This is a genomic window from Legionella sp. PC1000 (genome assembly GCF_014109805.1).
GTDB lineage: Bacteria > Pseudomonadota > Gammaproteobacteria > Legionellales > Legionellaceae > Legionella > Legionella resiliens.
In genome coordinates this window covers 146,540-165,675 of record NZ_CP059400.1, presented here as the reverse complement: position 1 = coordinate 165,675, position 19,136 = coordinate 146,540, and the positions used below count along the sequence as shown (strand labels likewise).

Sequence of the window (19,136 nt, the reverse complement as noted above, 5' to 3'; positions counted from 1 at the left end):
ACAGCCGTAACCCGGAAATAGAGCATATCATTGAACCTGAGTGATGCCTTCAGGTTACACGTTTTTATCCTAAAGTCGCGCCACTTCTGTACCATGCGAAGGGTGAGTCGTTAAAAAAACCGCCACATTATTACTCAACAGTCACTGATTTGGCAAGATTACGTGGCTGATCAACATCTGTACCTTTTACAACAGCAACATGATAAGCCAACAATTGTAAAGGAATCGTGTAAATGATTGGAGCAACCCACAAACCACAGTAAGGAACTTTAATCAAACGTGCTCCATTTGCGCGCCAACTTTGGGTATCATCGACAAAAACAAATAACTGCCCCCCTCGGGCACTTACCTCATGCAAATTAGATTTTAATTTATCCAATAATTCATCATTGGGTGCAACAGCAACAACAGGCATGTTTTCATCAACCAGGGCCAAAGGACCATGTTTCAATTCCCCAGAAGGATGTGCTTCAGCATGAATATAGGAAATTTCCTTTAATTTCAAAGCGCCTTCCAGAGCGACTGGGTATTGTACGCCTCGCCCTAAAAATAGAGCATGTGCTTTATTAACAAAAAGGGAAGCAAGGTCTTCGATTTCCTCGTTCATCTTTAAAGCACGTTCACAACATGCAGGCAGTTCTTGCAATTGCTTTAAAACTTCATTTGCCCGATTATCATGGCAAAGCGCGGCAGCTAACATTAAAAAAGCAGCCAGTTGAGTAGTAAATGCCTTAGTAGACGCCACGCCAATTTCCACTCCAGCGCGTGTTAAAAAAACACAGTCCGCCTCTCTGACCAAAGTACTTGTTGCTACATTACAAATAGCCAAACTGGCCAAATACCCCATATCTTTTGCTTTTTGCAAGGCAGCAAGAGTATCTGCTGTCTCACCTGATTGGGAAACAGTGATAAATAAAGTATCTTTGGGTACAACTACATCGCGATAACGATATTCACTCGCAATTTCAACCTGGGTTGGTAATCCAGCCAATGATTCTAACCAATATTTAGCAATCATTCCGGCGTGATAACTGGTACCGCAAGCAACAATGTGAATTTGCTTTACTAGAGGGAATATTTTGGAAGCACGCTCTCCAAAACTGGATTTAAGCACCTCAAGACTATTCACACGACCTTCTAAGGTATCAGCCAGCACTTTAGATTGTTCGAAAATTTCCTTGAGCATAAAATGTCGGTAAGGACCTTTACTCACAGTTTCAGCATCGCTCGTTAAAGGGTGGAGAGGCCGCTCAACAAATGATTTGGATGAATCATAAATTGTTATATTTTCTGAGGTAATAGAAGCACTGTCACCTTCTTCTAAATAAATCACTGATTGTGCAAAAGATTTTAATGCCAATCCATCAGAAGCGATAAAATTCTCACCTATACCTAAACCAAGAACTAAAGGACTCCCTTTACGAATAGCAACAAGCTCCATTGGCCTTTGTTGATGGATAACGCCTAAAGCGAAAGCACCTTCCATTTTTGCAGCTGCAGTTTGTACTGCTTCAAGTAAGTTTTCACTCTGGAGATGGTAGTGATGAATTAAATGGGCCGCTACTTCAGTATCTGTTTCAGAGGTAAACTGATACCCTTTCATTACTAACTCATTGCGCAAGGTTTCATGATTTTCAATAATTCCATTATGTACCAATGCAATTTGTCCATGGGATAGGTGAGGATGAGCATTTTGCTCTGAAGGCTTGCCATGTGTCGCCCATCTCGTATGGGCAATGCCAGTATTTCCAGCAATAGCTGTTTCTTGCATGGCATCAGCTAAATTTTGTACCTTACCCTGGATTCGCACGCGTTGTAAAAGTTCATCATTATCGATTACAGCAATACCAGCAGAATCATAACCTCTATATTCCAAACGACGTAATCCTTCCAGTAAAATTTTACTGATATCCCTTTCAGACACAGCTCCAATAATCCCACACATACCCTGCTCCTCATTTCAACAACCGCACATGAACGATATATCAATAAAAAAACGGCAATTATGCCATAAACATTTATAAATCACTAACATGTTCCGTGATGTGAGCTAAAGAAGACAATGTCGCAAATTGCTCCTCTTAAAATTAAATGCTAAGAGAAGGGCGCAGAGATCAATTGAGAAGTTCTGCAAAAAGAAAACCCGGGCTACAGCAGTGCTTTCACCCAGGCTATACTGGAAAAACTCTTAGCAACTCACAACTCTATTTACTCTATAGGATTTTGACACATTACATCATATCCATGGTATTTCATAGCTTTGCACACCTCAAAGGCAAGCAATCCATGGGCACGTGTACTCGGATGAATTTCATCCCAGAATAAATAACTTTCCGGAGTATCACATACTTGATAGTTCTTGTCTCCTGCAGCAAAGCTTGCGTCTCTATATTGAAGTACTTGTGCATAACGTAATACATAGTTGTTAGCAAAAGGCGAACTACGGAATGCGTCGTACATAGGAAGTTTCACATCAATACACGCTTCCGTAGTGTTAGTAAATCCATAAGTTTCCGGATTCCTTAAAGCACGTTCAAAATATTCGCTCATGTCGATATAGAGAAAATTCGCATCAGGGTAAATTTTTGCCCATTCCTGCATACGATTTCGAAGTCGATCGTTGTGCATATCAATCGCATTATTCAAAACTTCCCTATCCGTGGTTTGCACCGCGCGAGGTGTGTCTCCTATATGGGGCAGCCCCATGATTACAAAGCGACGGGCACCGGCTTTCATTAATTTCATCACAGCAGAACCTGCACCGGATAAAACATTATCAACATAGGTACTCATTACTTCCGTGTTGTAATTGTCTTCAAAGAACAAGACATTAATGTAATCATTACTACCTGAGAAAATAAAAAACACGGTTTCCTTACTTAAAGCGGGATGCTCTAATAAATAAGCTTGAACAGTTAAACCAAGACTCGGAGGAACCAACTTACCCACAATTAGATTTTTGATTGTTCCTAATGGATGACGAATCAAATTCCACACCGTGAGTTGATAATCATAAGTTGCTGTCCAGCTACCCCCAAATGCGCGGTTTAAATAAACCTCCTCATCCTCAGGGGCAATAGAAAGCATTTTTGCTAAATATTCATTCCATACCTGACCATTGGAGAAACGGGCATTCCAATAAGGTTTTCCAGGTAATACAGGAACTAATTTTATTTTACTAACCAAATTGGCAATATAGGGTGCCAATTGATTATCAAAAAAGTCAGTAACTATGGCGATACCTGAATCCAAAACCATTTGTGGCACATAATATTCTTCGGCAAACTCAACCATCTTATTGAGAACAAATACTTTAAAGGGGGCCACTAAAAAAGCGGGATCTTCTTCTTGACGTAAACTTTTCAGTAAGTGGGTTGTATTCCCTGTATCAGACAAACTGTCGCCAAAAACCACCATAGACTTTACAGGAGTAGCGGCGAAACTCATAGAGGGGACAAATAAACAAAGGATTAAGAACCAACGCAACTTCCGGATGTAATGGGCCATATTATCTCCTTATAAAATAAAGCCGCGAATGAAAGCACAGATAGCTTTGGTATATAACAGTATGATCGCTGGTTAGTTTTTGTCAACGCATTTAGTTAATTTTGCTTCATCTTTAAACTAGTGTCTCATCAAACAAGGCACGAAACTAGAATGCATTTAATTGAAGCCTATTGATTAAATTCTGTGTAAATGGTAATTTTTGCCGAATATTTTTGTTTCTCTTTCAGGTAGTACAATGGAAAAAATAGTGATTGCGGCATTTTATAAATTTGTTTCTTTAGAAAATTTTGAAACAATGCGTGAGCCTTTGCTTGCAAAAATGCATGAAATCAAAATTAAAGGGACCATCATATTAGCCTCTGAGGGAATCAATGGAAGTTTTGCCGGGACCCGTGAGCAAATGGATCTGTTTTATCAATTCATTCGTCAGGATGAACGTTTGGCAGATTTAAAGTTTAAAGAAACTTTTGATGATGAAAACCCATTTGAAAAATCTAAAGTCAAACTTCGCAAAGAAATTGTAACCATGGGCATAAAAAATGTTGACCCTTTAAAATCAGTAGGAACCTATTTAAGCCCTGAAGAATGGAATGAATTAATTCAAGATCCCGACGTGGTGTTAATCGATACCCGTAATGATTATGAATTTGAATTAGGTACATTCAAAAATGCGGTCAATCCCAGTACTGAAAACTTTAGAGATTTTCCGGAGTATGTGCGCGAGCATTTACTTGATAAAAAAGATAAAAAAATTGCAATGTTTTGTACGGGTGGGATACGCTGTGAGAAATCCACTGCTTATTTAAAAGAACTGGGTTTCGAAAATGTCTATCATTTGTATGATGGCATTCTCAATTATATTGAACAAATGCCCAAAGAAGAATCGCTCTGGGAAGGGCAATGTTTTGTTTTTGATAACCGAGTAGCAGTTGATGATCAATTAAATCGAGTCTATCCTCAATTACCACTGGATTACAAACATGATCGCAACAAAGAATAAATATGACAAATAAAAAACCATCCGATTCAACCATTGTGTTGAACCGCAAAGCAGGCTTTAATTATTTTATTGAGGATCAATACGAGGCGGGTTTAGTACTTGAAGGTTGGGAAGTCAAAAGTTTACGCGCAGGAAAAATAAATCTGTCCGATGCCCATGTCATTATTAAATACGGCGAGGCTTTTTTACTTGGCGCCCAGATTAATCCACTCATCACCGCTTCGACACATTCCATTCCTGATCCAATACGTACGCGCAAACTATTATTGAATAAAAAAGAATTAAACCATCTCATCGGTAGCGTCGAACGTCAAGGCTATACTATAGTTCCACTTTCTTTATATTGGAAAAAAAATAAAGTCAAAATAAAAATAGCGCTGGCCAAAGGTAAAAAAGAGCATGATAAGCGAGACTCCATTAAAGATCGTGAATGGCAAAGAGACCGTTCGCGCATAATGAAAAAAACAGGGAGAGATTAATGAATATCGATGAATCCGTACCCGATTTTGCTTTCACTGCAACGAACGGACTCAATGCGCGTTTGAGCGATTATCGAGGACAATATGTAGTTCTTTATTTTTATCCTAAAGATGCAACTCCAGGATGTACTACAGAAGGGCAAGACTTTCGGGATGCCTACCCTCAGTTCCAAGAATTAAACACTCAGATATTTGGAGTTTCCCGCGACAGCTTAAAATCGCATGAAAATTTTAAAGCCAAGCAAAACTTTCCTTTCGAACTCATTAGTGATCAGGACGAACAGTTATGTCAATTGTTTGAAGTGATTAAAATGAAATCCATGTATGGCAAACAAGTTCGTGGCATTGAACGCAGCACGTTTATCATTGATCCTCAAGGAAAATTAATCAAAGAGTGGCGCAAAGTCAGTGTTAAAGGACATGTAGACGAAGTACTCAGTGCATTAAAATAAAAATTGTATTCATTCACCGCCATTTTATTCTTGACTGAATCTCATCCCCTAAGCAGAATGAAAGGAGTAATCAAATAATTGTAGCCTAGGTGAAGTGAAGTATCCCTTCTACGTTCCGCGGCTTGTCCGCGGAATCCAGGAACAAGAGATATCACTGGATCCCGCGGACAAGCCGCGGGACGTAGGGTAAGGTCAAAAGTCATTAACTTAAATGACAGTATGGCCCCCCTTCACCCAGGCTGTACGTTTTAATCACAAGGTGAATTTTATGGATAATAGCAATACCCGTGGAAAGCTGTTTGTACTTGATACCAATATTTTAATGCATGATCCTGCAGCCATTTATCATTTTGAAGAGCATGATATCTATTTGCCAATGGTTGTTCTGGAAGAATTAGACAGCCATAAAACGGGTACATCAGAAGTAGCTCGCAACGTACGTCAAACCAACCGCATGTTGGTGGAACTCATGAGTAATACGTCTCACGAACAAATCGTATCCGGATTAACGATACCCAACTACTTTAGCTCAGATAAAAAAAAGTGCAGCGGCAAACTGTTTTTTCAAACCGATGAATTCGATCTGGTTGTTCCTACCACTCTTCCGGGACATAAAGTAGATAATACGATTCTTGCCACTGCTTTGGGTTTACAAAAAAAATATGCGGGCAAAAAACAAGTCATTATTGTGTCAAAAGACATTAACTTGCGTATCAAGGCGGGAATACTAGGAATTCCTGCAGAAGATTATTACAGCGACCAGGTTTTGGATGATGTGAATCTGCTGCATCGTGGCCTGCATATTCTTGATAATAATTTCTGGGATGCCCATGCTAAAGATATGGGATCATGGCAAGAAAGTGGTAAAACTTTTTATAAGGTGGCAGGACCTTTAATCAATCAATGGAACCCCAATGATTGCATCAGTACTGAGGATGATCAATTTCAGGCGATTGTGAAAAAACTTGAAAGCGATCATGCGGTAATACAGTTAACTCGTGACTATACAAAACACTCAGTATGGGGAATTCATGCCAAAAACCGTGAACAGAACTTTTCTTTAAACTTACTCATGGATCCTGAAATTGATTTTGTAAGCTTGCAAGGTCCGGCTGGAACAGGAAAAACACTGCTCACCATCGCTGCAGGCTTAACCCAGGTTCTGGATCAAAATCGTTACACTGAAATTCTCATGACACGTGTGACCATTCCTGTAGGTGAAGACATTGGCTTTTTGCCCGGAACTGAAGAAGAAAAAATGACACCCTGGATGGGTGCTTTAATGGATAACTTAGAAGTTCTGCACAGCTCACAAGTAGGCGGCAGCTTTGGACGCGGCGCAACTCAGGATTTATTACAAAATAAAATTAAAATTCGCTCTCTAAATTTCATGCGTGGGCGTACTTTTTTAAATCGCTACATAATTATAGATGAAGCGCAAAACCTAACTCCCAAACAAATAAAAACTTTAGTCACCCGAGCAGGTCCAGGCTCCAAAATTATTTGCCTCGGTGATATCAAACAAATCGATACTCCATACTTAAGTGAAACCACTTCAGGTTTAACTTTTGCAGTAGATCGCTTTAAACACTGGGAACATAGTGCACATATGAGTTTAACTCGTGGTGAACGCTCAAGACTTGCATTTTATGCTGCGGAGCATTTATAGTTAGTGTCTGTTTACATTTAGCTCGCTTGAGTTAAAATGGCCTGATTTTCGAGTACCGAAGCGCAGCATACACGAAGTATGTGAGCAGCGGAGCACAGAAAATCAGGCCATTTTGACCAAGACAGTAGAAATGCGGTGGCTGTTTACATTTCGCTAGCTTGAGACAAAATGGCCTGATCTTCGAGCACCGAAGCGCAGCATACACGAAGTATGTGAGCAGCGGAGCACAGAAAATCAGGCCATTTTGACCAAGACAGTAGAAATGTAAACAGACACTATGCACTTTAAGGATTTACCATGACTGACTATGCCATCACTTTTGATGACGTTCTGCTTGTTCCTTCGTACAATCACCATGAATCAAGACGAGTAGTAGAAACCACCAGTACCGACAGACTGAGTAAATTAACCCTCGAGCTTCCTATAATCAGCTCAAATATGGATACTATTACTGAAAGTGATATGGCTAATTTCATGAGCTCTAAAGGGGCTATGGGCGCCTTGCACCGTTTTATGTCCATTGAAGAAAACATCGAAGAATTTAAAAAATGCCACAATATAGTTTTTGTTTCAGTTGGCTGTACTGCTGCTGAATTGGAACGAGCAGAAGCATTACGCGATGCAGGAGCTGACTATTTCTGTGTTGATGTAGCCCATGCCCATGCTAAATATGTAGGAAAAACCTTAAAAAGCTTACGTCATATTCTTGCTGATCGCTGCATTATGGCAGGAAATGTTGCCACTTACGCTGGTGCGGATTACCTTGCTTCCTGTGGTGCTGATATCATTAAAGCCGGTATTGGCGGGGGTTCTGTGTGCAGCACCCGCATTAAGACCGGTTTTGGCGTACCCATGCTCACCTGTATCCAGGATTGCTCGCGTGCTGACCGCTCTATTGTAGCTGATGGTGGAATAAGAACCTCCGGAGATATCGTCAAAGCGTTGGCCTTTGGTGCTGATTTTGTCATGATTGGCGGGATGTTGGCGGGTACCGCACCCACTCCTGGTGAAGTCATTCAAAAGAAAGATGGCAGCAAAGTGAAGCGTTACCGGGGAATGGCGTCCAAAGAAGCGCAAGAAAACTTCCTGGGACAAATGCATGAATGGAAAACTGCCGAGGGCGTAGCAACTGAAGTGCCCTTCAAAGAAAATCCCGATGCAATTATTGCGGATATAGTAGGTGGTTTAAGATCTGGCCTTACTTATGCTGGCGCTGATACAATCAGCGAACTGCAACGTAAATTAAATTATGTCGTCGTGACGCAAGCCGGACGCATCGAAAGCTTACCGCACAAGTTATTGGGTTAAAAAAACGATACGCTTAATAAGCAAAACCCGGGTTCTCGAACACAAGTTCCCGGGTTCCAACTTCGCTTTAGTTGATCATACTCTTAGGTATTAAGTTGTATAGAATCCGTGAGTTCTTTTTCTTTCTCAGGTGAAGATGGTGTAGGTGGTTTTTCTGTGATCTTGTCAAAATCTATACTTTCAAGTTTGCTACTCGTATCCGACATTACATTTTTATCAGTCTTGGTGCCGCTGGGACTCTGCATTTCCAAGGTCTGGGTCTCGTCTTTTTCAGGACCTTTCTTTTGCATGCTATCTTCAATCGATTTTGCAGCCTTATTTATGGCATCTGTAAGCCCCTTGCTGACCATGTCAGGGAAAGAACCTATTTTATCTGTAAACTCTCCAACCGCTTTACCCACTGTGGTCTCACTGATACTCTTAGTGACCGCATCCAGTTTTTCGCCCGCTTTATCCTTGACTTGTTGTACTAGTTCGTCTTTTTTAGCAGTTATTGCATCGGTCAACCGGCCCGCAGCTTGCCCTACTTCTGTTTGTTTAAGTTTATCCCAACCTTTTTTGGCCCCGTCTTCTAAGGCTTTGTTGATACTTCCATTAATATCTGCAACTAGCTTCTCCAGCGTTTCAAGCAACTCCTGATGTGGGTCTTTCTTTTTGTCACTGCCTTCTTTTTGAGGCGTAGTTTTTTTAGGTTCTTCTGGCTGAGCTTTATTCTTGTTATCCTCTTCATCACCTTTGGTTTCTTTTTGCTTAGATTCCTCAATGGAAGGAGCAATAACCTGTGGCTTTTGGGGTACAGGATCAGGATCTTTCAGTTTTGGTTTTGGTTTTGTAATTTCATCTTTTTCATTACTCATAAATCTTAACCTCTATAATCTACCCCTATTACGTTAAAGATAGCATATTATGCTAAACATTGCCCTTAATATAGATAGCGTAGATCCAATATTTTCAGATACACTAAATATTATCAAGATTTGTTTTTTTATGAGTCGTTTTGGACCATAATTTACAATAATTTTTCAAAACAGAGTTCTTTTCATATTCAGTAGGAAAGAGGTCTTAGGTCTTATAAATATAACGTACATATGGAATGATTATGAATCCTAATGATTTTCGCTTTATGCGCCGTGGCAAACAACTGTTTGATTTAAAAAGGGAAGATTTTGCACTCCTTAAACCAATTCGGCAACTAGGAACAAAACAAGATCGCGCATTACTGCTGCTGCACGGATTTACTTCTTCACCGGCTGTTTATCGCTATCTCATTCCTCAATTAAATCATTATGATGCTTTAGTCTGCCCGGTATTACCAGGACATGGAGACAGTATCGCTGCTTTTGCACAAGCTACGGCCAATGATTCGCTTGAATGCGTTTCCCAAGAATGTGACGCATTATTTAAGGAATACCAAAAAGTAGATGTACTCGGATTATCCTTCGGCGGCATACTGGCATGTCAGTTAAGTGCGCGTTTTACATTCAATCATATGTTTCTTTTAGCCCCTGCGCTCAAATTGCAGATGAACACGCATCAGTATCTAAAACTTCTTACTGCACTGCAAAAGTTTGGATTTTGCGAACTACGCGGTAGAGCAGGCAACCTCATCACCAACACATATGCTGAAATATCCTATAGAAAGATTCCCATTCCCGCACTGATTGAACTGTTTACTCTAATTAATGAGTATCAATGGGTTACCCCAAACTGCCCGATTGATCTCTTTTTGGGAACCCATGATAGCGTTGTTGCCTCAAAAGAGGTAGAAAAAATGTTCTCTCATTTACCCAATACGACCATACATTGGTTAGTGAACTCAGCACATGTTTTACCCTTAGATAATGATCTGGATATGATTGCCCAGTGCATTAATCAACGGATATTGGAGGGAAAATCTTCCCCCCTGTTAGGAGAAGAGATGCTTGTTACTGGAATACAGGAGTAACAAGGTAATCGGCTTCACGTTATAGGATTAAATAAAGGATATGTAGCCTGGGTGAAGCGAAGCAAAACCCGGGATCCCTTGACCTGAGGAGCGTCAGTTTTTTGCTGAGAAACCTCCACTAATTTTTCGCCTACGTACCGCACTTTATTTTTCGCTTACGTACCGCGCTTTATTTTTCGCCTACGTACCGCGCCTTATTTTTCGCCTACATACCGCGCTTTATTTTCCGCCTACGTACTGCACTTTATTTTTCGCCTACGTACCGCGCTTTATGCGCGGTATCCAGGGGATCTTGCTCTAGAACTGCTCCGCGGCATCTTAAAATATCGTTCTGGATACCGCGCATAAAGCGCGGTACGTAGAAAAATTTAAATGAAAAACTGACGATCCCTCAGGTTCCTTGACCCGAACTTTCCCCGGGTTACGGCTTGCGCCTTCACCCAGGCTACAATCTGCTGCCAATATGTAACGCCTACACAAAAAAGATCAGTGGCACCGTAACCAAACTTACTTTTAAGGAAACTGCTTGTTATAGCGCGTAAAATCTTTCAAGTGGTATTGATTCCACTCGCGCATATCCAATACTGCACCATTATAAGCCATAAAATCTGCTCGTGTGGTTGGCAGATTAAAATAATAAATATCACTGGCATCGGTGGCCAAATTGCTCTGATATTTCACCGCCGAAATCTCTGCCACAGAATGATCATGGGTTCTCACAAAACTGCGTTGCGCACGTAAATAACGTCCTTTAAAGCGTGCATTCCCCCAAAGCTCCACATCAAGTCGATTCACCGCACCTGCTAATTGAATCGTTGTTTTCTGTTTCGCACGTACCGTTAAGTTATCCGTTTTAACCCAATAAAAACTGATCCAGGCATTTCCCTGCATGGTTAAATTAGATAAATTGGCAATTCCCGAAAGTTGTACCTTTGGACTTTCCTGCAAACGGATCTGTAAGCTTGGGCTTGTTATTCCACTAATTTGCACAAGCCCTTTACCTTTTATATCCAGAACACGCAAGCCAATAGATCCACCCAATCTTACATTTCCAGTATTTACCAGGTAAACATCCAACATGCTGGTATGCAGCCTATCTCCTGTGATTAAAGGCGTACCATTAGCCATCAGGCGGTTAAGAAACTGGCCTCTAACCTCGGCATAAACCGGACCAAATTTGGGATAACCAGTGCCTAGAACCAAATACAAAGTGTTTTGTGTTACTTCGGCTTTTATTGCCGCCAAATCCCGCGCATCACCCGATAAAATTACTTGGGGCTTTTTATACCCTGTATGCAAACTGACATTGATTTGTCCTTGCAGATTAACCTGATTAAACGCAGAGACTTGTCTGACCTGTTTTGTCTTAAGTGCTTGCGGCGGAGGTAGCGGTTGATTTTTTGGCGCATGATGGGCGCAAGAAGCTAATAAAAAGACAATTAGAATCAATAAATAACACCGCTTTAGCATAGACTTTATTCCCGTATCAATAATTCCTCTACATTAGAGGAAGTTCTTGCAATGTGCAAGGTCGAGTACCCTGCATGATTCTTTCGAACGCATTCCTCTGGATACTGCGTATAAAGCTTCCAACTAGCCTTAAGTTTTCTTGACTAATTTCACCCCCCCACATGCTACCGCTCAAAGGCTGCACCTTGTCTTACCTAAGCTACTAAAACCAACTTTCTTTATTAAAATTAGAGAGCATGACCTTGGCAGGGCACGTATCCTTCACTTGAGAATTAGGCGCATTATCGATTAAAGCCTCTAATGGTTCATCAAAAGGAATTAATGCGGGCAATTGAATATAAATATCAACCAATATGCCATTCCTACAACCTAAATAAACTTTCCCGGAATTATTTTTACCAAATGCTTGGACGACCATCTTCCGCAAAACAGTTAAGGGGACCTTTTGTCCCTGATGTTCCGTTAAATAATTTCCCAAAACAGAATGATCGACTGATTCAGTCAAACGCATGGCCAGTGAAAAATATTCATCTGCAGACAAAATTTGACAACTACCGTGTTTATTCCATTCATGGCGTTCCAAACAACTTCCATAATGATAACTGGGCATAATTTTTTCCAAATGCTCAGCTACCGGGGACGATAAATTTAATGGGGGATATGCGCAGTGATTGAATTTCTGCTCTACACCGCAATATCCATAACTTTGTCCGCAGGCATTTTGATTGGGCCATAAACCATGTAAGGTCAGATGTTTTGCCTGATAGGAATTTTTAGGTAAATGCATGCATTCTGGTTTACCTGCTTCATATCCATATGTTTGACAAAACCCCGGCTGCGAACTAAGCGCTAAGACATAAGAATCGGACATGCCTGGATGCGTATCACATGCATCTTTTAGAGCAACAGAAGCAATAACGTTGACAGAAAAAACAAGCAACAACAGGATAGTGAGCTTTTTCATTAAGACACTCTAGTCTGGCTTCTTTTAAACATTATACCTTAGAAGAGTATGAACGCCAGTTTTTTATTTTTATATAACCGCATTGAATTTTAATGAAAAATTTTTAAATAAGGTGTCTCGTTTAAATGCTGAGGCGCCCTGGGTTACGGTTAAATCGTCACCCAGGCTATTCCATTGCAAGCTTGGGATCCCCTGGACGTTCATTATCATCCAATTTATTATCCAATAGAGGACTCGTTTCCTCCCCCAAGGTGAACAGTCGGCCGCGTTCAATTTTCGGTTGCTTTCCAAGCTCATTGCAAAACTTCTTATAGGAGTCCTCATCAAATTCCAATGCCTTTTTTTCCTCGGGTTTAAATAACGCGTCCACGAGCATCTGCGTTGCAATTGCCAACGCTATTGCTGCAATAAGTACAGGTATAATCCCCAGTCCTCCGAGAGGCACAGCTACTAAACTTACGAGAACAACAACAGGAACTAAAGCTTCAATCATAATACGACGTGCCAAATTTACTGATTGATAAGTCATCATCTGTTTCTGATATTCTGTTTCTGCCTGATGTTGCTTAATTTCAAGATAAAGAAGTTTTTTCTCATTGTCATTTAAATTTGGATTCTTTCTTAACAAGCGCAGTAACTCTTTTACTTTGTCATCATGATCTTGCTTTTCCTCTTGCAGTGTTTTATAGGTTTTGTAGAGTTCAATGCCTCCTTTGATTGCATTATTAATAATAGTAAATGCAAGGCAAGCTGCCGCGCCGGCAATAAGCATGATACCTAATACTGGAGCTGAGATAGGCATAAATGGCGCAGTTAAGACAATAAAAGCCAACATTAGACCAACGGCATAGGCAATATTATTGATTAAGGATACTTTTTGCAGTTGCCAATCTCTGTAGCACTTTAACTTTTCTCGTTCTAAAGTGCGAATTTGCACCTCGACTTGGCGTTTTTCTTTTAACTCAAAATCCTGAAGTTTTTCTTTGGCTTCTTTGTCTTTGAGCACTTGAAGCTGTTTTCCTAACCTTTCTAAATCTTCATCATATTGCAGCATGGCCTTATTATATTTTGTCCTTTGCTCTTCAAAATCCCACGCAGCCACAGCGATATCAAAAACTAAAAGAACAAGAGTGAGGACATCTCCGGCTGTACCCAATCCGCCTGTTCCGTTAAGCTTAAAGTAGCAGAGTAAATTAGCCGTTCCCCAAAAGAAATCATTCATCAACGCAAATTTTCTTTGTGACCATTGGGTGAGAAAACGATCTTGCCACGGTGTTTCTGCTTCCTCCGCACTCATCCATGAACCTTTAATGGTATGTTTGAATAATAAACCCAACTCCATAAAAAAACGGGTATAATATAAAATCCAACTCAAATTTCCCGAGAAAAAATCCGGAGTTTTCATGGCTTCAGGGCCTTGTGCCGCATACATATAATCAGGCAGTAAGCCAACTACTGTTTTTAAAAAAGTTGAACCCCAAACCCAATAAAGTCGCGCTTCATTCATTTTTCCCATGAACTCTTTAGCGCCTTTGGTTAAACCACCAGGCATATCAACCATATCTTTAGCCAATAGTTGCCCAAGAGGAATACCTAAATATTTTACTGGCTGCTCTTCAAGGGGCTCTGCCTGAAATCTTTTGATTCGTCGTCGATATTCAGGATCCAGCATCATAAGAAGTTTTGAGCATCGTTTAATATGTTGATTATAGGTATTTACATTTTCAGTTTTCTGATATTCTATTTCATGTTGTTTTTGAGCCAGCAATAGTAAAAGAGTAGTTTTCAGATTAAATGCCAGTTTTTCTTTTTGAAGATCGTTCATATAGTGAAACATCACTGAATCAGTCTTATCCAATATTCCTAAATAAAAATTCAGTGAAGGAAGAAAATCATTACTACGCTGCTCAGTATAGGCACGGTCAGTTAACTTACGTATGTAATCCAGATTTTTATCTTTCGCTCGTTTGTAGGTTTCAGAGCATGAGTTCTTGAGGCTAATATAAGCATTTATCTGTTTTATATATTCAGAATATGCAGCCTCATATTGAGCGTACTCTTCAAGATATTTAAGGTATTCCGGATCCGTTCTCTGTTTCTTTGATTTTGGCGGCCCCAATTCATCAGATTCAAGCTCCACAGGCTCCGGGGGTTTTGCTGGTTTCTTAGGTTCCTTGGGAAATTTCAACTCCCGAATACGGTTACTCTTTTTATCTCCATAATAAAGCGTATCCTCATACAAAAAGACGACATCATTATTTTCTCTATCTTCTGTAAATTGAGGAAGATCAGCAAATGTTTTTGGCAAAAAATCAAGCTGAATAAGGCCACATTCAGCGCGGTTGTAATTGAGCAAGTCCTCAAAACTCAAATCAGCAAGTTGCTTGTTATCTTTGAATGCATCTCTAAGAAAGGATTGCAGAACTGCGCTACTCGTTGCCATAATGCCACCTCTGTGTCATGAATTGCGGCGACTAATTCATTTAATCACAGTAAAAAAATTAGTATGTTCTTTTTTATAACATAGCACTAATTTTAAAAACAAGCTGAGCATTCATTGATTTACACTATTGAAACTAAAATTTGCATAAAATAGTAAAATTCTTGCACAACCGATGAATTTTACTTTAGTGCAACCATAAGCGGTTTAAGGAGCAGGACTTGGCACTCAAATCGGATTTCCCCAAGATGCTTAACTTGTTACCAAAAGATAGACGCCTCGCCCAGTCTAGAAACACCCCGGTTAGGAGAGTTCGCGCGCGTAGATGTCATCAAAACGTTTAATATCATCCTCGCCTAAATACGCACCACTTTGCACCTCAATAACATACAGTGGTTCATCACCCGGATTACTCAAACGATGAAGTGTATTTTGCGCGATATAAGTAGATTGATTGACTGATAAATAAATCATTTGGGTGTCATTGATTACTTCTGCCTTTCCAGAAACAACAACCCAATGTTCGGCCCGATGCTGATGCATTTGTAAGGATAAACGAGCACCAGGTTTTACCATGAGTCGTTTTACTTTAAATGAAGCACCCTCAGCCAAAACTTCATAATATCCCCAAGGACGAGATACGCGTTGGTGATCTTGAGTTAATTGATGGTGATCTTTACTTAAAGAACTCACTAAATCTTTAACGTGTTGTGAATATTGCTTGTCAGCTACCAAAACAGCATCTTGGGTAGCAACAATGATTTGATCTTGTATACCTATTGCCGTCACTAAAATGTCTGTGCTGTGAATCAGGCAATTAGAACTCTGCTGTGCAATAACTTTTCCAGTAACTGTGTTTCCGTCTTTATCGGGCGTATTCGCATCCGCGACTGCAGACCAACACCCTAAATCGCTCCACTGCATGGAAACAGGTATCACTGCAGCTTTATTCGTTTTTTCCATTATTGCATAATCAATGGACTCGGTCTCACAACGAGAAAAACATTCTAAATCAAGACGTAAAAAATCATGGTGATGTTGTGCTTTCAAAACGGCTTGCTGACTAAAATAATGAATGTCTGGTTGATATTCGAGCAATTCCTGAAGGTATACGTCGGCGCGACAAACAAACATACCGCTATTCCAAAAATAATTTCCACTGGCAATAAATTCTTTTGCTTGCTCAAGCGCCGGTTTTTCTCTGAAACTTAAAACCTGTTGTACTTTATCAGCTAACGACAACCCTGCTTCTATATAACCATATCCTGTTTTAGGACTATCCGGCTGGATACCAAAAGTAATTAAGGCATGATGGTCTGCTGCAAACCGTGCTCCTGTCAACATTGCTTCTTGCCATGCCCCATCATCAGCTATCCAATGATCTGATGGGAGAACCAACATCACCGCATCAGGACCGGCAATTTGGGATAAATAATGAGCTGCACAGGCAATTGCTGGCGCTGTATTGCGGGCACAAGGCTCCAGCAAATAAGTCATTGAATGACTTATTTGATTTAATTGATCCTGACAAAGAAAATAATGCGCATCGTTACTCACAATAAGTGCATGAGTATTTACCAGATTCTGTACTCTTTTCACAGTCTGCTGCAAAAGGGATAGCTCACCATTTAAGGCCAAAAATTGTTTCGGATAATTTTTACGGGATAAAGGCCATAAACGAGTTCCTGAACCGCCTGCAAGGATAACGGGATAAAGAGTAGTCGTCATAAAGTTCCATGTTATGGCATAATGGGCGCATTCTAACAGCATTTTAAACCTAAAAAAAGGTAACTTCTTAAGAAGCCTGCGCAAATTATAATCGCCCACGTCCTGCGGCTTGTCCGCAGGCTCCAGAGCTCTAGACCAGGGCAAGATTCCTGGATTCTGGACAAGCCGCTGAACGTAGGCAGCGGTTTCTTGCACGGACTTCTTGAAAAGTTATAAAAATGAGTAAATTTTGGAGACTTATATACTATGAAAAAAGCGATAGTACTATTATCTGGTGGCCTGGATTCAACGACTTGTCTTGCCTTAGCACGCTCAAAAGGTTTTTCCTGTTATGCAATCAGCTTTTCTTATGGACAAAGGCATTCAGCTGAATTACTCGCGGCACAACGCATCGCCCAACATTATCAAGTTATGACCCATCAAATTGTCACCTTAGATACTGCATTATTTCGTAATTCAGCTTTGACAGATTCTAGTATAGAAGTACCATCCTTTCAGGGCGGCTCTGACATTCCAGTAACTTATGTGCCTGCACGCAATACCATTTTCCTGGCTATGGCCTTAGGTTTTGCAGAATCTATAGCAGCAAGGGACATTTTTATCGGTGCAAGCTCTGTTGATTATTCTCATTACCCCGACTGCCGTCCTGAATTTATCCAAGCATTTCAAACCTTAGCCAATTTGGCAACTAAAGCAGGTGTAACCGGGGATCAATTCACCATTCATGCGCCCTTACAACATTTAAGCAAGGTAGAGACAATCCAATTGGGGATAAGTCTGGGCGTAGATTACAGCTTAACTGTTTCCTGTTATCAGGCAAATGATGCAGGTGAAGCATGCGGCCAATGTGATAGTTGTACGTTTAGAAAACGTGGCTTTCTTGGGGCTGGAGTTGATGATCCTACGCTATATCGCCATTCCGGTCACTTATAAAACTGAAGGGAATTATCCTGAGATTGTATGGTTTTCTTTTTGTTTACACCGTTCTTAAGATCCCTCGGCTGACTAAAAAGAAACCTTAAGGTTTTATTAATATAAAATCTGCTCACTTATTATACTATTCCTACGAAAAAATCAAATATTTTTACACTTTTGTTACAACAAATTGAGCATTTTTGATTCACATATAGCAAAATCATTGCTATTATTCGCCCTGATTTATAACCTTGGAGTAACACATGAAATTTAAACAAGTAATGAATACAATTTTTGAATTGCCAGCAAATGCTTTTACCGGTCTGACTAACCTAGTATTAGGTTCTACTGTAAAAGTAAAAGGTAGAGACGGAGTAGAAAGAGTTAAAGAAGACCTCGATGGTAACCCTGTAACAACACGTGGTTTAGTTGGTTACCTAGCTGATGGCATAAAAACTGTTAGCCGTGCAACTGCTGACTTCCTTTCTAACCATAAAAAAGCAATCGCTACTGCTGCATGGATTTCTTTACTTGCTGCTGGTGCAGTTGCCCTTACTTTATTCTTGTGGCCTGCTGCTTTAGCTGCAGTTGCTACATTCTCAATCGGTGGTCTTTCTATTGCTGCGATCGCTGGCGCTAGCACTGTTGCACAAATCGGTCTTGCTGCTGGATTAGCTGCTGCTGCTGCTTCTGTTGCAACTTATGTAACAGCTGGTCTTGTCAATGGATTTAAATGGCTTGCTGAATGCTGCAAAGGCCTTCGTGCTAGCAGCAAAAAGACAGGAAGTAAAGGAACAGACCTTCTTATCGAAGAAGATGAAGATTTTGGTAAAGGCCTAGGTACTACTTTTTCTTCCTCAAACCCATACTCTTCAAAAGACTTACGTACTACTAAGCGTGAAGAAACTGGCTTAGAAAACCGTTCAGGCACTGTAGTTCCTATGAAGCGTGAGGATGAAGTAACTCAATTCCCATCTCCTTTGAAAACTGCTAAGAAAGAAGAGACCCCTGTTGTTGATACCTCAAACACAATCCGTTTGAGCGGCAGCAACCCTTAGTAGTCTGTATTAAAGTAGAAATGCAAAACGCGGCGCATGCCGCGTTTTTTATTTCTAATGAATTATTTATAAGACGTACCCATAAATAATGATAAATCCTAAGTTATACTCCCACAATTTAAAATGCTCTTTTTTGCGATGACAACCGCAATGTACGTTCCAATATAACTCCAGCAATCACTTGATTACCTACAGCATTTA

15 protein-coding genes are annotated in these 19,136 nt (G+C 40.3%); 8 read left to right on the top strand and 7 right to left on the bottom strand.

Annotated features, from left to right (window positions below; translation table 11 throughout):
• Positions 1-130 precede the first annotated feature (130 nt).
• Both glmS and plaC read right to left on the bottom strand, forming a co-directional pair.
• Entirely contained in the window at positions 131-1,945 is a 1,815-nt protein-coding gene (gene glmS / locus FOLKNPGA_RS00755) for a glutamine--fructose-6-phosphate transaminase (isomerizing) (RefSeq protein WP_182351299.1), read from the bottom strand.
• Between the two features lie 263 nt (positions 1,946-2,208).
• Complete coding sequence (plaC, locus tag FOLKNPGA_RS00750; protein WP_182351298.1) at positions 2,209-3,507, bottom strand: lysophospholipase/glycerophospholipid:cholesterol acyltransferase PlaC; 1,299 nt, start codon at positions 3,505-3,507, stop codon at positions 2,209-2,211.
• Positions 3,508-3,742: 235 nt separating this feature from the next.
• Here plaC and FOLKNPGA_RS00745 point away from each other — a divergent pair, with 235 nt between their 5' ends.
• The 5 genes from FOLKNPGA_RS00745 to FOLKNPGA_RS00725 all read left to right on the top strand — a co-directional run bounded on the left by FOLKNPGA_RS00745 (position 3,743) and on the right by FOLKNPGA_RS00725 (position 8,415).
• Entirely contained in the window at positions 3,743-4,507 is a 765-nt protein-coding gene (locus FOLKNPGA_RS00745) for a rhodanese-related sulfurtransferase (RefSeq protein WP_182351297.1), read from the top strand.
• A gap of 2 nt (positions 4,508-4,509) precedes the next feature.
• Complete coding sequence (smpB, locus tag FOLKNPGA_RS00740) at positions 4,510-4,986, top strand: SsrA-binding protein SmpB (protein WP_182351296.1); 477 nt, start codon at positions 4,510-4,512, stop codon at positions 4,984-4,986.
• Positions 4,986-5,438: a peroxiredoxin gene (locus FOLKNPGA_RS00735; RefSeq protein ID WP_182351295.1), complete on the top strand. Its 453-nt coding sequence runs from the start codon at positions 4,986-4,988 to the stop codon at positions 5,436-5,438. The genes smpB and FOLKNPGA_RS00735 overlap by 1 nt, the downstream gene beginning before the upstream one ends.
• 268 nt (positions 5,439-5,706) lie before the next feature.
• The gene (locus FOLKNPGA_RS00730) at positions 5,707-7,107 is read left to right on the top strand and encodes a PhoH family protein (protein ID WP_182351294.1); all 1,401 of its coding nucleotides are present in this window, start codon (positions 5,707-5,709) and stop codon (positions 7,105-7,107) included.
• A 297-nt stretch (positions 7,108-7,404) separates the two neighbouring features.
• Positions 7,405-8,415 carry a guanosine monophosphate reductase gene (locus FOLKNPGA_RS00725; protein ID WP_182351293.1) on the top strand — a complete coding sequence of 337 codons (1,011 nt, stop codon included), beginning with the start codon at positions 7,405-7,407 and terminating at the stop codon, positions 8,413-8,415.
• Positions 8,416-8,498: 83 nt separating this feature from the next.
• Here the strand turns inward: FOLKNPGA_RS00725 and FOLKNPGA_RS00720 are convergent, their stop codons facing one another.
• The gene (locus FOLKNPGA_RS00720) at positions 8,499-9,272 is read right to left on the bottom strand and encodes a hypothetical protein (RefSeq protein WP_182351292.1); all 774 of its coding nucleotides are present in this window, start codon (positions 9,270-9,272) and stop codon (positions 8,499-8,501) included.
• Positions 9,273-9,514: 242 nt separating this feature from the next.
• Here FOLKNPGA_RS00720 and FOLKNPGA_RS00715 point away from each other — a divergent pair, with 242 nt between their 5' ends.
• Positions 9,515-10,360: a carboxylesterase gene (locus FOLKNPGA_RS00715; protein ID WP_182351291.1), complete on the top strand. Its 846-nt coding sequence runs from the start codon at positions 9,515-9,517 to the stop codon at positions 10,358-10,360.
• A gap of 513 nt (positions 10,361-10,873) precedes the next feature.
• Here the strand turns inward: FOLKNPGA_RS00715 and FOLKNPGA_RS00710 are convergent.
• The 4 genes from FOLKNPGA_RS00710 to FOLKNPGA_RS00695 form a co-directional block, all read right to left on the bottom strand.
• Positions 10,874-11,830: a GIN domain-containing protein gene (locus FOLKNPGA_RS00710; protein ID WP_182351290.1), complete on the bottom strand. Its 957-nt coding sequence runs from the start codon at positions 11,828-11,830 to the stop codon at positions 10,874-10,876.
• Positions 11,831-12,032: 202 nt separating this feature from the next.
• Complete coding sequence (locus FOLKNPGA_RS00705; RefSeq protein ID WP_182351289.1) at positions 12,033-12,794, bottom strand: ribonuclease T; 762 nt, start codon at positions 12,792-12,794, stop codon at positions 12,033-12,035.
• Positions 12,795-12,960: 166 nt separating this feature from the next.
• Complete coding sequence (locus tag FOLKNPGA_RS00700; protein ID WP_182351288.1) at positions 12,961-15,237, bottom strand: hypothetical protein; 2,277 nt, start codon at positions 15,235-15,237, stop codon at positions 12,961-12,963.
• Positions 15,238-15,537: 300 nt separating this feature from the next.
• Entirely contained in the window at positions 15,538-16,962 is a 1,425-nt protein-coding gene (locus tag FOLKNPGA_RS00695; RefSeq protein WP_182351287.1) for a mannose-1-phosphate guanylyltransferase/mannose-6-phosphate isomerase, read from the bottom strand.
• 246 nt (positions 16,963-17,208) lie between these two features.
• Between FOLKNPGA_RS00695 and queC the strand changes: the two genes are divergently transcribed.
• Both queC and FOLKNPGA_RS00685 read left to right on the top strand, forming a co-directional pair.
• On the top strand, positions 17,209-17,895 hold the full coding sequence (gene queC, locus FOLKNPGA_RS00690; RefSeq protein ID WP_182351286.1) for a 7-cyano-7-deazaguanine synthase QueC: 687 nt from the start codon (positions 17,209-17,211) through the stop codon (positions 17,893-17,895).
• Positions 17,896-18,140: 245 nt separating this feature from the next.
• A complete protein-coding gene (locus FOLKNPGA_RS00685; RefSeq protein ID WP_182351285.1) occupies positions 18,141-18,935 on the top strand; it encodes a hypothetical protein in 795 nt (264 codons plus the stop codon).
• The last annotated feature ends 201 nt before the right edge of the window (positions 18,936-19,136 follow it).

Coding starts and splice junctions, on each gene's coding strand:
- glmS (WP_182351299.1), bottom strand. CDS start 1,945: ATGTGTGGGATTATTGGAGCTGTGTCTGAAAGGGATATCAGTAAAATT.
- plaC (WP_182351298.1), bottom strand. CDS start 3,507: ATGGCCCATTACATCCGGAAGTTGCGTTGGTTCTTAATCCTTTGTTTA.
- FOLKNPGA_RS00745 (WP_182351297.1), top strand. CDS start 3,743: ATGGAAAAAATAGTGATTGCGGCATTTTATAAATTTGTTTCTTTAGAA.
- smpB (WP_182351296.1), top strand. CDS start 4,510: ATGACAAATAAAAAACCATCCGATTCAACCATTGTGTTGAACCGCAAA.
- FOLKNPGA_RS00735 (WP_182351295.1), top strand. CDS start 4,986: ATGAATATCGATGAATCCGTACCCGATTTTGCTTTCACTGCAACGAAC.
- FOLKNPGA_RS00730 (WP_182351294.1), top strand. CDS start 5,707: ATGGATAATAGCAATACCCGTGGAAAGCTGTTTGTACTTGATACCAAT.
- FOLKNPGA_RS00725 (WP_182351293.1), top strand. CDS start 7,405: ATGACTGACTATGCCATCACTTTTGATGACGTTCTGCTTGTTCCTTCG.
- FOLKNPGA_RS00720 (WP_182351292.1), bottom strand. CDS start 9,272: ATGAGTAATGAAAAAGATGAAATTACAAAACCAAAACCAAAACTGAAA.
- FOLKNPGA_RS00715 (WP_182351291.1), top strand. CDS start 9,515: ATGAATCCTAATGATTTTCGCTTTATGCGCCGTGGCAAACAACTGTTT.
- FOLKNPGA_RS00710 (WP_182351290.1), bottom strand. CDS start 11,830: ATGCTAAAGCGGTGTTATTTATTGATTCTAATTGTCTTTTTATTAGCT.
- FOLKNPGA_RS00705 (WP_182351289.1), bottom strand. CDS start 12,794: ATGAAAAAGCTCACTATCCTGTTGTTGCTTGTTTTTTCTGTCAACGTT.
- FOLKNPGA_RS00700 (WP_182351288.1), bottom strand. CDS start 15,237: ATGGCAACGAGTAGCGCAGTTCTGCAATCCTTTCTTAGAGATGCATTC.
- FOLKNPGA_RS00695 (WP_182351287.1), bottom strand. CDS start 16,962: ATGACGACTACTCTTTATCCCGTTATCCTTGCAGGCGGTTCAGGAACT.
- queC (WP_182351286.1), top strand. CDS start 17,209: ATGAAAAAAGCGATAGTACTATTATCTGGTGGCCTGGATTCAACGACT.
- FOLKNPGA_RS00685 (WP_182351285.1), top strand. CDS start 18,141: ATGAAATTTAAACAAGTAATGAATACAATTTTTGAATTGCCAGCAAAT.